The organism is Maritimibacter sp. DP1N21-5, from assembly GCF_019218295.1.
Taxonomy (GTDB): Bacteria; Pseudomonadota; Alphaproteobacteria; order Rhodobacterales; family Rhodobacteraceae; genus Maritimibacter.
In genome coordinates this window covers 180200-194901 of record NZ_JAHUZF010000006.1, presented here as the reverse complement: position 1 = coordinate 194901, position 14702 = coordinate 180200, and the positions used below count along the sequence as shown (strand labels likewise).

Here is a 14702-nt window from a genome sequence, read left to right as displayed (position 1 = left end):
ATGCTGATGCGACTTTTTGCAGGTCTGTCTCTTGACGGAAGGCCGGGGTGGCCTATCGCGCTCAATCGCTTTGTCGAGCGGGTGGTCAGCCTCGGATCGACCTGGATCTTGGTGCCCTGCGGCTGCGCCATCGGGCTTGGTACCGGCCCGTCTGCGCTCGGGCGGATTTTGCGTGGAAAAAGGAACTCTTGGTCGCTTTTCCCGTTGAATAGGCAACGCAACCCATAACGGAGATCACGATGACTGACGCATTGAAAGTTGTTCCTTCAAGCGACGACGTCTCAACCGGCGTCCAGAATACGGAAGCGGTGGCAACCGGTCTTTCGGATGTTCTGGCGGACACCTATTGCCTTGTTTTCAAAACACATGCCTACCACTGGAATGTCGAGGGGCCGCTGTTCTATTCGGTGCACAACCTGACGGAAGAGCATTACACCAACATGTTCGAAGCCGCGGATGCGCTGGCAGAGCGGGTGCGTGCCTTGGGTGAGCTTGCGCCCTCCGCGCTCAGGGACATCGTGAGCCGGTCGCGGGTCGAGGATCCCAAGGGGCCGATGTCCACCGCGCAGATGGTCGAAGACCTGGCAGCAGATCATGAGCGCCTGGCGCACCGTTTGCATGCGCTTGCAGAACTGGCGGAACGCAATCGCGACATCGTCACCGAAGACATGGCGACCGCGCGTTCGGCCTTCCACGAACAGGCGGCATGGATGCTGCGCGCCATTTCCAAGTCATGAGACACGGAACCCCGCCGCAAGCGTGCGGCGGGGTTTTTTCCTCAGGCTTTCAACGTTTCCGTCGATGAAAAGAACATGGCCTGACTGACGGCCGATTTGACCTGCGCTTCGGTGTACGGCTTTGAGATGAGGAATGCCGGTTCCGGCCCCTCGCCGGTCAGAAGCCGTTCGGGAAACGCGGTGATGAAGATGACGGGACGCTCGCCTTGCGCGGCGATGATGTCGTTCACCGCGTCAATCCCGCTGGAATTGTCCGCAAGCTGGATGTCCGACAGGATCAGATCCGCGCTTTCTTCCTTGGCCAGTTGCACGGCGCGGTCACGTGTGCGCGCGATGCCGGTGACGCGGTGGCCCATGTCGGCGACGATGGTTTCGAGATCCATGGAAATGATCGCCTCATCCTCGATGATCATGACCCTCCCCGATACGTTTTGGCCCATCTCGGCATAGGCGATGTCGATCAATTCCTGCGCTTCCTCCGGGGGCACATCCATGATGGTGCCAACATCGGCGGGCGAAAAGTCTTCTACGGTGTGAAGCAGCAGCGCCTCGCGTGTGTTCGGCGTCAGCTTCGACAGATGGTCGCGTGCCTTGCGGGCAAGATCTGTCGCATCTGAATCGTTTCCAAAGACCGCGCCGGATGTCGTCCAGATCGCGTGGAAACTGCGGAACAGGGCAACTTTTGCATCCGGGCCGCCATTGTATTGATCGGGATCGGACAAAATCGCCTCGAGCGTTGCGAGTGCATAGGTGTCACCGCTGTCCTGGCTGCCTGTCAGAGCGCGCGCATAGCGGCGCAGGTAAGGAAGGTTGGCACTCACATCGTCGGCGAGTTGCTCCCTTGCGTCCTTGTTCATTTTCTTTGCCTTTTTTCGACCTAGTCTTGGAACCATACGCGCTGTCATGCGTATTGGTTCCGTGACACGCTAATAAAATTGATCGAGAAGCCAGACCTGATGACACGGCAGACCCGAAAAACAGAGATCGAAGCAGAGATTGACGCGAACCTCAAACGCGCATTCGACAACATGGCCAATGAGCCCGTGCCTGACCGGTTCACGGATCTGCTCAACCAGTTGCGGACCGGAAACGTACAGGCATCTTCTGACAAGGGAGAAAAGCATGACGACTGACCCGCGAGACGAGTTGGTCGAGCATCTGGGTCCGCTGCGCGCATTTGCTCTCAGCCTGTGCCGAAATGGTGCGACGGCCGACGATCTGGTCCAGGATGCTTTGATCAAGGCGTGGACGAATATCGACAAGTTCGAACCCGGCTCGAACATGCGTGCTTGGCTGTTCACCATTTTGCGCAACACGTACTATTCGCTGCACCGCAAGCGGAAGCGTGAGGTGGAGGATGTCGACGGGGTCTATGCTGACACGCTTGCACAGAAGCCGGACCATGACGGGCGGTTGGCCATGCGTGACTTTGCCGTGGCCTTCGACCAGCTGAACGATGAGCAGCGCGAAGCGTTGGTGTTGGTCGGTGCCGGTGGATTTTCCTACGAGGAAGCCGCAGAGACCTGCGGCGTTGCCGTTGGCACCATCAAGAGCCGCGTCAATCGTGGACGTGCGCGACTGGCAGAGCTGATGGCCGTCGACGATCCGGATGATATCGAATTGACAGACAGCGTGACCGCGGGGATCGTGTCGGCTCAAAACGTGGCGTAAGACTTGCAACGAGATACGTGGACACGCGGGCTTTTTGTCCGTCTGGCAGGGCTGATGACTTTGGCCCTGTTCCCGTTGGGGGCCATTGCCCTGTGGCAGACCAATGAAGTCGTGACCGCAACAATTCAGCTGTCCGAAGAGATCGTCCTTTCAGAAACCGAGCGCGCCGCCGCCAACGAGCGTCGGCTGCTTGAGCGCGGGCGCGGCGCTGCCGAGGGCCTGGCCGCTCTTTTGGGGCCGGTGGCCGATGACGCCGCGCAATGCTCGGACATGATGGCGCGTTTCGTCAGTCGTCAGGACACATTCGTTTTTGCCGGCTTCATTGACAGGACCGGCATGATGGAATGCGCATCGAACGGTGTGACATTCGATTTTGCGGATGATCCCAGCTTTGCCCGTGCCCTGGAACAGGAGGGGCAGATATTCGAGGTGAACCTGTCGGGTGTCGCCACGGGCGAGTCGGTCGTCATCATCAGCAATCCGGTCAAGATAGAGGGCAGGTTTGCGGGTTTCGTGTCGCTGTCCTTGCCACATGAAGCCGCAAACCCGCTGATCGCCGGGGACAGTGGTTTTGATCACGTGACGATCAATCGGTCTGGTCGGGTTCTGTTTTCGACAAATGATCTGTCGTCGGCCGGACAGCTTCTGCCTGCCAATGTCGCGCCAACCGACTTCATTCAAAGAGACGGTGACACGTTCATTGCGCGGGCCATAGACGGGCGTGAGCGGCTGTTTGCGATATCGTCCATCATTCCCGACGAAGTGGTTGTCGTGGGCTCCTGGCCGACGGGGCGCAGCATTGACAGCATCGGCACGCTGCCAGTGTGGGTGCCATTGCTGTTTCCGATCCTGATGTGGTTTGCTGGGCTGGCGGTCGCGTTCCTTGGGCTGCACCGCCTGGTCATCCGACATATCTATGCACTTCGCAGTGCGATGCGGCGGTTCGCGCTGGGCGAGCGGGATGAGCCGAAACTGCAATTCGTGGATCCTCCGGCAGAGTTCGAAGTGCTTGAGACGTCGTTCAACCGAATGGTCCAGTCGCTCGTGCGCGCGGAGCGTCAGGCGGAACAGGATCTGGATGAAAAGACCATTCTGCTGCGCGAGATACACCACCGGGTGAAAAACAATCTGCAGCTGATCGCGTCGATCATGAACATGCACGCACGCGCCGCCAAGACGCCCGAGACCCGTGCGCTCTTGTCACAATTGCAGCAACGCGTGCGGGGTCTGGCCACGGTGCATCAAACGATGAACACCAACTCCGATGAAACCAGCATCGACGCGAGAAAACTGATCCAGCGCCTGGTCAACGAATTGATCCCGATGGCCAACGGCCTGAAGCGCAAGATTCAGACGACGACAGATGTCGCGTCCGTTCAGCTGGGGCAAGACCAGGCGGTGACATTGTCCATGCTCGCGGCCGAAGCGTTGACGAATGCGGTCAAGTACATAGACGCCCCGATGGACGATGTTCTGACCCTTGAAATCACGCTCGAGGAATTGGGCGAGCGCATGTTGCGTTTCACCATCACCAACACGGTAGGCGCGGGGTCGAACGAGTCACCGGCTCTGATGGAAAGCAGTGGTATCGGTACGCGGCTGATACGTGCCTTCGTGGCGCAGCTCGACGGTGAAGAGGACCGTGAGGTGTCGGATACGCATTTCAAATATGTCGTCACCTTCCCGCGGGCCGATGCCGAACCGGCCGTTCCAAGGCCGTGGGCGCAGCAGACGGCAGCGTCGTAATCCAGCCGCGGGCTAAAACGGCCCTAGATAAGGGGCCGACGTTGCACGGTGTCGGGATCGATCCCCGAAAGCTCGGTCAGCGCGTCTTCGTCCAGTATGTTCAACACGCCATTTGACCATTGTACGACGCCATTCGCCTTGAGTTTCGCAAGGGTCTTGTTGGTGTGCACCAGTGACAGCCCCAGCGCATCCGCCAGATCCTGTTGCCTGAAGGGCAGGGGGCATGTCTGCCCTTTGTTCAAGTCCAGCATGGAGGCGCGGCGAAAGAAGCGGTGCAGGCTCCAAGCGATCTTTTCCAACGCGCCGCGTTGGCCGACAGTCGTCAGCGCATCGCCCAGAAAGTGCTCTTCAACGGCAGCAATGTGGGTCAACGCAAAGGCGCGCTCGGGCTGGTTTTGAAACAGTTCGAACACACGGCTTCTGTTGAACACGCACAACCGCATCGGTGTCGACGCTTCGACGGAGTGGCACATTGCGTCCAGCACACCGGCCTGCAAGCCAATGAAATCGCCGGGCATGACAAAGCCGATGACTTGTCGGCGCCCGTCTTCCAATGTCTTGTAACGTATCCCCATACCCGACAGTACGGTGAAAAGCTGTGCGGCGCGTGACCCCTCCATGAACAGTTGCGTCCCGGTCTCGGCAACCATTTCACCTGTTTTAAAGCGTTTCATGAAGGTCACTTCTTCCGGCTCGAACGGCAGGAAGCCGTCTTTCCGCCGCAACGGGCATTTGTCGCAACTAATTGTCGAAACATCGTCTTGGTATGTCACAGTTTATTGCTCCCTTGAGCAGTCAGGTGGAATGAGGACGTCCAAACATAAGAAAGGGCGATACCTCGATGACAGCGCGCACAACACCCGATCAGACCCTGGGTCTGGTCGTCACTCCGAATTTTGTAGAAGCCGAAGACATCACAGACGCGCTGCAGCGCTTCGGTTTCGTAGAGATCGTCCATTGTCGCTCTGCGACCGAGGTTGCCTCGTTGTTGGAGCAAGGACATCGTCTGCCGTCCCTCGCACTTCTGTCGTTTCATGGCGAGGACAAGGTGGCCGATCATGTGTGCAAGAGCCTGCGGGATGCGGGCGTGGGGCAGATCCTCATCAATGGCGATGCGCACCGTGCTCGGAACGTGGATGCCGTCTTCTTGCAAAGACCCTATTCGGATCAGGACCTTGACCTCTGCATCGGACACGCCGTGCAGGCCATCCGCGCAGCCAGGGATCCCGAAAGCGCGTAAGCATCACGTTGCCCCGATCATCCGATCGGGTGCGCGGTGTGCAAGTCTAGCTCTGCGGCTCGATCATCTGGGCATCGTCACCCACGAGCGCGGCGTTATCGTCGACACTTGAATAGACATTTGCCACGAAAAAGACGCCTGCGATCAGAACCACGACGCCTAGTCCGGCCAGAACAAACCAGTGTTTGCGTGTTTGCGTTTCGACATCTGTGTCGGGTGCCGACATGTATCGTCTCCTTTCGGTCATGCGTTGTTATGACAACGTCGAAAGGACGCGGGAGTTCCAACAATAATGTGCGCGACACCATTCCAACAGCCGAATGTGTTTGCCGGCTCCGTACCAAAATGCAGACCACGGTTCGGGCAATTGCCGTCGGAACGAAACCGATGGATTTGCGTTGAAGCGTAAATGATTTGCACGTCGGACCATGAAAATGACCCACAATTCGTCTTCCACTCTTGTCGAAAAGAAAAGCGAGGATGAGGCGGTAACAGAGGCGTCCGGTCTGTCGCCGCGGCTCATTTTCGAAACCATACGCAGGCATGGGGACGAGGAGCTTGGGCGGCCAATTAACACGTTGTTCTGGTCGGGCATCGCGGCTGGCATTCTCATCAGCTTTTCGGTGTTGGGAGAAGCGTATCTCCGCGCCCATTTGCCCGATACCGGCTGGCGCTACATCATTGAAAACCTGGGTTATTCCCTTGGCTTCCTGCTTGTCATACTGGGCCGGATGCAATTGTTCACCGAAAACACGATCACGACCGTCGTGCCGATGGTACTCGACCCCTGCCGATCGATATTTGCGCGTGTTGCCACGCTGTGGTCGGTCGTGCTCTTTGCGAATGTCATTGGCGCATTTCTGATTGCTCTGTTCCTGGTCTACACGCCCGCGCTCACGCCAGAGATGTTGGCCGTAGTCAACGAACTGAGTGCGCACGCGACAGGTTTCCCTGCTGTCGAAGGTTTGGTGCGCGGTATTCCCGCAGGCATTCTGATCGCCTCCATCGTGTGGATGTTGCCATCGGCCCAAAACAACGAAGTGTTGCTTATCGTCATCTTTACGTGGCTGATTGCGTTGGGCGACTTCACGCATATCGTTGCAGGATCCGTCGAAATGGCCGTTCTGGCCGTTCAAGGGATGATCAGTGCACCGCAAGCTGTGTTCGGTTTTTTCCTGCCCGTTCTGGTCGGAAACGTGATCGGCGGAACAGCCGTCTTCACGATGATGACCTACGCCCAGATCCGCCCGGAAATTGACGACGCCAAATGAAGAACGGGGCGCTTTTGGGCGCCCCGTCTTTTCTAACCATCCTTCGCGAGACTGGACTTCTCGCGATCGCTTTCTTCCATGCGCTGTTCGGTGCGGCGCTTGCTGAGATACGCCCAGACCAGAACCATTCCAAAGGTCAATGCAGGAAGGATCACGATCAGTGCTTCGATGCTCATGTCTGCTCCTTTCTTTTCTGCTTGAAAGGAAAACGCATCTTCGGACCATCAGTTCCCGATATCTGGTCCTTGAGCGCCGCCGCCGAAACATCAATTGTCCAACCGCAGATGTCCCCGTCGGTGCAATTCTACTTTTTTGAACGTCCAAAGGGGGCGATACGAAACGCTTTCGGCGTGCCGCCGTCACAGTATTGTCGCGGGTTGCGTGCCGCTTCACATGGCGTCGATATTTTGAGGTGAAGTAAAATAGGTTTTTAACTCAGATAGATAGCCCAATTTCGTGTCAAAATGATGAACGTTCCTCAAAAATCCGTTGACATGATGTACGTCCCTCAAATAGCGTTTCCCCCCAAGGTCACCGCAAACACGGGACCGATAGGGAGGATCATATGAAAAAAATGACTTCAGCCGCCGTGGGTGCGGCCTTGATGACATCTGTCAGCGTGCCAACCTTGGCCATGGCAGATGATTTGACACTCTGCTGGGCCGCCTGGGACCCGGCAAATGCATTGGTGGAACTCAGCAAGGAGTTCGAGGCCCAATCCGGCCACACCATGAACTTCGAGTTCATCCCCTGGCCCAACTTCGCCGACCGGATGCTGAACGAGCTGAACTCGGGCGGCAAGCTCTGCGACCTGCTGATCGGTGACAGCCAATGGATCGGCGGCGGCGCCGAGAACGGGCATTACGTCAAGCTGAACGACTTCTTCGACGCCGAAGGGATCAGCATGGACGACTTCGCACCCGCGACCGTCTACGCCTATTCCACATGGCCCAAGGGCACGCCGAACTACTACGCACTGCCTGCCATGGGCGACGCCAACGGCTGGTTCTACCGCGCCGACTGGTTCGCCGATGCCGACATCCAGGCTGCCTACAAGGAAGCCACGGGCGAAGACCTGCGCGAGCCGCAAAGCCAGCGCGAGATGCTGCAAATCGCCCAGTTCTTCCAGGGCCGCGAGATCGATGGCAAGACCGTCTACGGCGCGTCCATCTTCACCGAGCGCGGCTCCGAAGGGATCACAATGGGCGTGACCTCGGCGCTTTATCCATGGGGGTTCAAGTACGAGAACACTCCCGGCTCTTACGACATGGAGGGGGCGGTAAACTCTGCAGAAGCCGTCGAAGCGCTGGAATTCTACAAAGAGTTCTACGAAACCGCGACGCCACCCGGTTACACCAACTCCTACATGGGTGAATCGCTCGACGCCTTTAAGTCCGGTCAGGTCGCCATGGCGATGAACTGGTTCGCGTTCTTCCCCGGCCTCTATGCCGATCCGGACACCGGCGGGGACAAGATCGACTTCTTCGTGAACCCACCTCAGAACCAGGCCGGCTCGACGCTGGGCGGGCAGGGGATCAGCGTGGTTGCCTATTCCGACAAACAGGATGCAGCGCTTGAGTACATCAAGTGGTTTGCCAACCCCGAGGTGCAGGCCAAGTGGTGGGAGCTGGGTGGCTACTCGGCCCACAACGCGGTCCTGAACGATCCGGGCTTCAAGGACAGCGCGCCGTTCGCCGGTGACTTCCTCGAAGCGATGAACGACGTTCAGGACTTCTGGCAGGAACCGACCTATGCCGAATTGCTGCTCGCCATGCAAAAGCGCATCCACGACTATGTGGTCGCGGATCAGGGCACGGCACAGGAAGCCCTCGACAAGCTGATCGAGGACTGGACCGAAGTCTTTGAGGACGAAGGCAAGCTCTAAGTCCTCCTCCCAGGGGTGGGCAGCAATGCCCACCCCACCTCCGACCGAACCCGACCCTTTGTAGGGTGTGCAATCTGCCCACCTCACGAGAAAGCTGTGCCAGATGACAGACACCATCGCCAACCGCGCCGCCAAGGCCACGCCCCAACGCGTCGCGCGCAAGATCAAGGGACTGAGCGACCGCGCGATCGCGTGGATCTTTGTCGCCCCCACGATCTTCCTGCTGCTGGCCATCAACATCTTCCCGCTGATCTGGACGATCCAGCTCAGCTTCACCAACTACCGCGCCAACCGGCTGAACCGCGAACCGGAATTCATCGGCCTGCGCAACTACGAACGCATCCTCACGGATAGCGACATCTGGCTGAACATGCAGGCCACGGCGCACTTCCTGTTCTGGACGATCGCGCTGCAGGTGCTGATCGGCTTCACGCTGGCCTGGCTGATCAACAAGAAATTCAAGGGCAACGACCTCTGGACCACGATCATCGTGCTGCCCATGATGCTGTCGCCCGCGGTGGTCGGGAATTTCTGGAAATTCCTCTACCAGCCGCAAATCGGCCTCTTCAACTACATCGTCGCCTTCTTCACCGGCAAAGACCCCAGCAGTTTCGAAATGCTCGGCTCCGTCCAGCTTGCGCCATGGTCCATCGTCATCGTGGACACGTGGATGTGGACGCCCTTCGTCATGCTCATCTGCCTCGCCGGGCTGCGGTCGATCCCCGACTACATCTATGAGGCGGCCGAGGTCGACCGCGCCTCCAAACTCCGCCAGTTTTTCACCATCACCATTCCGATGGTGCTGCCCTTCCTGATGCTCGCCGTGCTTTTCCGCGGCATCGAGAACTTCAAGATGTTCGACCTCGTCGTCCAACTCACCGGCGGCGGCCCGGGTTCGACAACCGAACTCACCTCGATCAACCTCAAGCGCGAGGCGTTCGAAAAATGGCGCACCGGCTACGCATCCGCCTACGCCATCATCCTCTTCGTCACGGTCTTCGGCCTCGCCAGCATCTACGTCAAAGCCCTCAACAAGGTGAAGGAGCGCTGATCATGACCCGATCCACCCTTCATCTTGCCAGAAAAACTCTCGGGGGGCGGTGCGCCAGCACCGGGGGGCAGACAGCCCCCCTCCGAACCCCGACGCCCAAACCGGACCGCAGATCATGAGCGCCTATTCCGTCACTGAACCCAGCACGCGGTCCAAATGGTTCGCGGGATCGCTGGTCATCCTCTACGCGCTGATCACGATGATCCCGCTGGCATGGATCATGCTCACCGGGTTCAAGTCGCCCAGCGATGCCATCAGCTACCCGCCCAAGGTCGTATTCGAGCCCACGCTCGAAGGCTACGTGAACCTCTTCACGACCCGCACACGGCAAACGCAGGAATTCCTCGACGCCAACCCGCCGCAGAACTGGGCGGATGAGATCGTGCGCGAATACGACATGGTCATCGTCGGCCCCTCGAAGTTCGGAGAACGGTTCCTGAACTCGGTCATCATCGGCTTCGGCTCGACCTTCCTGTCGGTCTTCCTCGGCACCCTCGCGGCCTACGCTTTCTCGCGTTTCAAGATACCCTTGGCGGATGACCTACTGTTCTTCATCCTCAGTACAAGGATGATGCCGCCCATCGCCGTCGCGATCCCGATCTTCCTGATGTACCGCAACCTCGGCCTGTCGGACACGCATCTGGGCATGATCCTGCTCTACACGGCCGTGAACATCTCGCTCGCGGTCTGGCTGCTCAAGGGCTTCATCGACGAAATCCCGCGCGAGTACGAAGAAGCGGCCCTGATCGACGGCTACACGCGGTTCCAAGCGTTCTATAAAGTGGTGCTGCCGCAAGCCGCCACCGGCATCGCCTCAACGGCTATCTTCTGCCTGATCTTCGCCTGGAATGAATACGCCTTCGCGGTGCTGCTCACCTCGGCCACGGCCCAGACGGCACCGCCCTTCATCCCCACGATCATCGGCGTCGGCGGCCTCGACTGGCCGGCAGTCGCGGCAGGGGCTACGATCTTCCTGTTGCCCGTCATGATCTTCACCATCCTGCTGCGCAAACACCTGCTGCGGGGCATCACATTCGGAGCGGTGCGCAAATGATCCGCCTATGTCCAACCACAACATCTTGGTGCACCGGGGGGGTGCATGGGGGGTGCACAGGGGGTGTACGGATGGTGTACGGATGTCACCCCCCTCGTTTCAGCCAATCGGAGGGCACGTCATGCGCACATTCCTGACCGGCCTCATGCGCCTGCGCCGCGGCCCGTGGGAGATGCTGGCCACCATCATCATCGCGCTCGGGGTCTTCATGCTGATGCAGCCCTTCGTCCTCTGGGCCTTCACCTATTCCTTCATCACGACGCTGGTGGGCACCGTCATGTTCATCGTCGTCAGCCACTTCCCGGAAGGTGAGTAATGGCCGAGATTGTCATCAAGAACGTCCGCAAAGAATTCGGCGATTTCATCGCTGTGAAAGAGTCGAGCTTCACGATCGAAGACGGTGAATTCTTTATGCTTTTGGGCCCCTCAGGCTGCGGCAAAACCACCACCTTGCGCATGATCGCGGGTCTCGAATTGCCCACGAGCGGCGAGATCTTTCTCGACGGCGAAGAGATCGGCCAGCGTCCCCCGTCGGAACGCGATATTGCTTTTGTTTTCCAGATGTTCGCCCTCTATCCTCACATGAACGTCTACAAGAACCTCAGCTACCCGCTGGTCAGCCAGGGCATGCCCCGCGCGCAAGTCCGGGCCAAGGTGGACGAGGTCGCAACAATCCTCGGCATCAAGGACATCCTCAAGAAACCCGTGGGCGGCCTGTCCGGCGGCGACCGGCAACGGGTTGCGCTCGGTCGCGCCATCGTTCGTGAACCCAAAGCGTTCATGATGGACGAACCCCTCGGCGCGCTCGACGCCGAATTCCGCGAACACATGGCGGAGGAGTTGCGCGCCCTCCATGACCGCATGGGGGCCACCACGGTCTACGTCACCCACGACCAGCTCGAAGCGATGCAGATGGGCGACAAGATCGTCGTGATGAACAACGCCGTTGTCGAACAGTTCGGCAAACCGCAGGACATCTACGACATGCCTGCCACCATGTTCGTAGCGGACTTCATCGGCTCACCGTCCATGAACTTCCTGAATTTTCAGGGAAAAGTCGCGAAAGGCGAAGAGTTGGTCACGCTTGCGGACCAAACGATGAGCGTGCCGACCTTGCGCGAAGGGGCTTCGGGCGATCTCGTCTTCGGCGTCCGCCCGGAACATATCAATCTGTCCGATGATGGCGCTTATCGTGGCAAAATCCTCGCCACTGAATACCTCGGAACGACCCAAATCATCACGCTCGACACGCCCAACGGAGAGGTGAAGGCACGCATCGCCTCCGACCAGCTCGCGACGGTGGGCGAGACGGTGGGCCTCGGCTTCAACGCCAAGACGGTGACCCTGTTCGACAAGGCCACGGGCCGCGCCCTGCGCTCAGAACTGAACGAAGGAGTGCTCGCCCATGGCTGAGGTGCAACTGACCGGCGTGTCCAAATCCTTCAAGACCACGCAAGCGGTTATCGACATGGACCTGACCATTCCCGACGGCGCTTTTGTCGTGCTGCTGGGACCCACTGGCGCAGGCAAGACCACGACCCTGCGCCTGATTGCTGGGCTGGAGAAACCGGACACCGGTGACATCAAGATCGGCGGCACATCCGTGACCAATCTGACCCCCGCACAGCGTGATGTGGCGATGGTGTTTCAGCAGTATTCCCTCTACCCACACATGTCCGTACGCGACAATCTCGCCTTTCCTCTGCGCTCGCCCATTCTCAAGACGCCCGAGGGTGAAATAGCACGCAAAGTCAATGAGGTGGCCGAAGTTCTTCATATCCCACATAAACTCGACAACAAGGCGACCGAGCTGTCGGGTGGCGAGATGCAGCGTGTCTCCATCGGGCGCGCGCTGGTGCGCGATCCGCAAGTCTATCTGATGGACGAACCGCTCAGCTCACTCGACGCCAAGCTGCGCGCTGACCTGCGGGTCGAGTTGAAACGTATTCACGCGGAACTGGCGGCAACACTGCTCTACGTGACCCACGACCAGATCGAAGCGATGACGATGGCCACCCATGTGGGTGTGCTCGATGAAGGGCGGCTCGTGCAGTTTGGCACGCCGCGCGACATCTACGAAAACCCGCGCACAGCTTATGTGGCGGCGCGTTTGGGCCAGCCTCGGATCAACCTGCTGCCCGTTGGTCTGATGGGTGAGGATGCCCCCGCAGGCGCCCATCAGGTCGGACTACGGCCTGAAAATATCCGACACGGTGCGGGCCGCGATGCGCAGGTGGTGCGGGTGGAGCACCTCGGCGACCAGACCCGGCTGCACCTGAAAGTGGCTGACCACGACGTCATCACCCTGACCGATCCACACACGACGCTCGAGGCCGGCGAGACCATCCAGATCGCCCCGGAAAATCCTGTGTTTTTCGATGCTTCCGGCGCACGGATCACCTGAGAAAAGGACAAGCACATGGCACAATTCGTCAATGCGAAAGAGGATCTGGTCAAGGAAGCCATCGACGGGCTTCTGGCCTGCTCGGGTGGCGCACTGGCGCGGCTGGATGGCTATCCGCACATCAAGGTGGTCTACCGCACGGACTGGGCGCGCGACCGGGTGGCGCTGATCTCGGGCGGTGGCTCGGGGCACGAACCCGCCCATGCCGGTTTTGTTGGTCCCGGAATGTTGACAGCAGCGGTCTGCGGCGAGGTGTTTGCCTCGCCTTCGGTCGAGGCCGTACTCGCGGGCATTCTGGCCGTTACGGGCGAGGCGGGGTGCCTGCTGATCGTCAAGAATTACACCGGCGACCGGCTGAACTTCGGCCTGGCCGCCGAGCGGGCGCGCGCACTGGGCCGAAAAGTCGAGATGGTGGTCGTCGATGATGACATCGCGCTGCCCGACCTGCCGCAGCCGCGCGGCGTCGCGGGCACGCTCTTCGTGCACAAGATTGCGGGCGCCATGGCCGAGGCAGGCAAGCCTCTGGAAGAGGTCGCCGACGCTGCCCGGCGCATCATCGCCAGCGTGGTCTCCATCGGCACCAGCCTCGACACATGCACCGTGCCCGGTTCACCGAAGGAGAACCGCATCCCGGCGGGCAAAGCCGAACTGGGTCTTGGTATTCATGGCGAACCGGGGGTGGAGCAGGTGGATTTCACCGGTGCGTCCCAGGCGATGAACACCGTGCTTGAAAAATTGCGCGAGCACGCCGGGCAGGGGCCGTGCGTGGCCCTTGTGAACAATCTTGGCTCGACCACACCGCTTGAAATGTCGGTGCTCAGCCACGGGCTTGCGCAGTCCGGCATCGCCAGCCACGTGATCGGCCCCGCACCGATGATGACTTCGCTCGACATGCACGGGTTTTCCGTGTCTGTGCTACCGGTGGGCGCCGATGATCTCGAAGCGCTGGCGACACCTGTCCCGATGGCAGCATGGCCCGGCCTCCAGGGGTTGGTCGATGTGCCGGTAACGCCGCTGCCAGACGGCCTCACCCCAATCGAGCCAATCCCTTCGGCCAATGCGCAGACGCGGGATATCATTGCGCAGGTGGCCGATGCGCTGATCGCTGCCGAAGGAGACCTGAACGAACTCGACGCCAAGTCCGGCGACGGGGACACGGGCAGCACGTTGGCCACCGCCGCGCGGGCGCTCAAGGATCGGCTTGATGCGATGCCGCTGGCCGACCTGACACAGCTTTTCCCGGCCCTCGGAAACGAGTTGAGCCAAACCATGGGCGGGTCTTCAGGCGTGATCCTCGCCATCTATTTCAACGCGGCAGGCGACGCCTGTGCTGGTGGTGCGCCGGTGCACAAGGCGCTGGCGGAAGGGCTGAAGCGGGTCAGTGATGTGGGCGGTGCCAAGGTCGGGGACCGGACGATGATCGACGCACTGGCGCCCGCTTTGGATGCGCTACCGGGGGGCATCGACGCCTCTGCCGCCGCCGCACGCGCGGGCGCGGACAGCACGGCGCAGATTCACCGTGCAAAGGCGGGCCGGGCGGCATATGTCCCGTCGGACAACCTCAAAGGGCACAACGACCCGGGGGCGGAAGCCGTGGCGCTGGTTTTTGAAGGGTTGGCAAAGGCCATGAAAGGGTAGGCACA

General features: G+C 59.8%; 17 protein-coding genes. 13 read left to right on the top strand and 4 right to left on the bottom strand.

Annotation, left to right across the window (positions count from 1 at the left end):
- Positions 1-239 precede the first annotated feature (239 nt).
- A complete protein-coding gene (locus tag KJP29_RS08565) occupies positions 240-737 on the top strand; it encodes a Dps family protein (protein ID WP_218463165.1) in 498 nt (165 codons plus the stop codon).
- A 41-nt stretch (positions 738-778) separates the two neighbouring features.
- Here the strand turns inward: KJP29_RS08565 and KJP29_RS08560 are convergent, their stop codons facing one another.
- Positions 779-1594, bottom strand: coding sequence for a response regulator (locus KJP29_RS08560; protein ID WP_218463164.1), 816 nt, complete (start codon positions 1592-1594; stop codon positions 779-781).
- A gap of 99 nt (positions 1595-1693) precedes the next feature.
- Between KJP29_RS08560 and KJP29_RS08555 the strand changes: the two genes are divergently transcribed.
- From KJP29_RS08555 to KJP29_RS08545, 3 genes are read left to right on the top strand one after another with little or no spacing between them, the layout of a single operon-like run.
- Positions 1694-1870 (top strand): NepR family anti-sigma factor, encoded by a 177-nt coding sequence (locus tag KJP29_RS08555; RefSeq protein WP_218463163.1) that lies wholly within the window; start codon positions 1694-1696, stop codon positions 1868-1870.
- Positions 1860-2408 carry an RNA polymerase sigma factor gene (locus KJP29_RS08550; RefSeq protein WP_218463162.1) on the top strand — a complete coding sequence of 183 codons (549 nt, stop codon included), beginning with the start codon at positions 1860-1862 and terminating at the stop codon, positions 2406-2408. The genes KJP29_RS08555 and KJP29_RS08550 overlap by 11 nt, the downstream gene beginning before the upstream one ends.
- Positions 2409-2462: 54 nt before the next feature.
- Positions 2463-4154, top strand: a complete 1692-nt coding sequence (locus tag KJP29_RS08545) for a sensor histidine kinase (RefSeq protein ID WP_218463161.1) — start codon at positions 2463-2465, stop codon at positions 4152-4154.
- Positions 4155-4177: 23 nt separating this feature from the next.
- Here KJP29_RS08545 and KJP29_RS08540 read toward each other — a convergent pair whose 3' ends face one another.
- On the bottom strand, positions 4178-4927 hold the full coding sequence (locus tag KJP29_RS08540) for a Crp/Fnr family transcriptional regulator (protein ID WP_370630854.1): 750 nt from the start codon (positions 4925-4927) through the stop codon (positions 4178-4180).
- Positions 4928-4995: 68 nt separating this feature from the next.
- On the opposite strand from KJP29_RS08540, the gene KJP29_RS08535 reads away from it, so the two are divergent.
- Positions 4996-5394 (top strand): hypothetical protein, encoded by a 399-nt coding sequence (locus KJP29_RS08535; RefSeq protein WP_218463160.1) that lies wholly within the window; start codon positions 4996-4998, stop codon positions 5392-5394.
- Between the two features lie 46 nt (positions 5395-5440).
- Here KJP29_RS08535 and KJP29_RS08530 read toward each other — a convergent pair whose 3' ends face one another.
- Positions 5441-5620, bottom strand: coding sequence for a hypothetical protein (locus KJP29_RS08530; protein WP_218463159.1), 180 nt, complete (start codon positions 5618-5620; stop codon positions 5441-5443).
- Between the two features lie 202 nt (positions 5621-5822).
- Here KJP29_RS08530 and KJP29_RS08525 point away from each other — a divergent pair, with 202 nt between their 5' ends.
- The gene (locus KJP29_RS08525; RefSeq protein WP_370630853.1) at positions 5823-6665 is read left to right on the top strand and encodes a formate/nitrite transporter family protein; all 843 of its coding nucleotides are present in this window, start codon (positions 5823-5825) and stop codon (positions 6663-6665) included.
- Between the two features lie 32 nt (positions 6666-6697).
- On the opposite strand, the gene KJP29_RS08520 is transcribed toward KJP29_RS08525, so the two are convergent.
- A complete protein-coding gene (locus tag KJP29_RS08520; protein ID WP_218463157.1) occupies positions 6698-6841 on the bottom strand; it encodes a hypothetical protein in 144 nt (47 codons plus the stop codon).
- Between the two features lie 398 nt (positions 6842-7239).
- Here KJP29_RS08520 and KJP29_RS08515 point away from each other — a divergent pair, with 398 nt between their 5' ends.
- The 7 genes from KJP29_RS08515 to KJP29_RS08485 all read left to right on the top strand — a co-directional run bounded on the left by KJP29_RS08515 (position 7240) and on the right by KJP29_RS08485 (position 14697).
- Positions 7240-8550: an ABC transporter substrate-binding protein gene (locus tag KJP29_RS08515; protein ID WP_370630887.1), complete on the top strand. Its 1311-nt coding sequence runs from the start codon at positions 7240-7242 to the stop codon at positions 8548-8550.
- Positions 8551-8653: 103 nt separating this feature from the next.
- A complete protein-coding gene (locus tag KJP29_RS08510; protein WP_218463155.1) occupies positions 8654-9601 on the top strand; it encodes a carbohydrate ABC transporter permease in 948 nt (315 codons plus the stop codon).
- Between the two features lie 115 nt (positions 9602-9716).
- Complete coding sequence (locus KJP29_RS08505) at positions 9717-10655, top strand: carbohydrate ABC transporter permease (protein ID WP_039682756.1); 939 nt, start codon at positions 9717-9719, stop codon at positions 10653-10655.
- A gap of 121 nt (positions 10656-10776) precedes the next feature.
- Positions 10777-10971: a hypothetical protein gene (locus KJP29_RS08500; protein ID WP_218463154.1), complete on the top strand. Its 195-nt coding sequence runs from the start codon at positions 10777-10779 to the stop codon at positions 10969-10971.
- Positions 10971-12068, top strand: a complete 1098-nt coding sequence (locus tag KJP29_RS08495) for an ABC transporter ATP-binding protein (protein WP_218463153.1) — start codon at positions 10971-10973, stop codon at positions 12066-12068. The genes KJP29_RS08500 and KJP29_RS08495 overlap by 1 nt, the downstream gene beginning before the upstream one ends.
- Positions 12061-13059: an ABC transporter ATP-binding protein gene (locus KJP29_RS08490; RefSeq protein ID WP_218463152.1), complete on the top strand. Its 999-nt coding sequence runs from the start codon at positions 12061-12063 to the stop codon at positions 13057-13059. The genes KJP29_RS08495 and KJP29_RS08490 overlap by 8 nt, the downstream gene beginning before the upstream one ends.
- Positions 13060-13074: 15 nt before the next feature.
- Positions 13075-14697 (top strand): dihydroxyacetone kinase subunit DhaK, encoded by a 1623-nt coding sequence (locus KJP29_RS08485; protein WP_218463151.1) that lies wholly within the window; start codon positions 13075-13077, stop codon positions 14695-14697.
- The last annotated feature ends 5 nt before the right edge of the window (positions 14698-14702 follow it).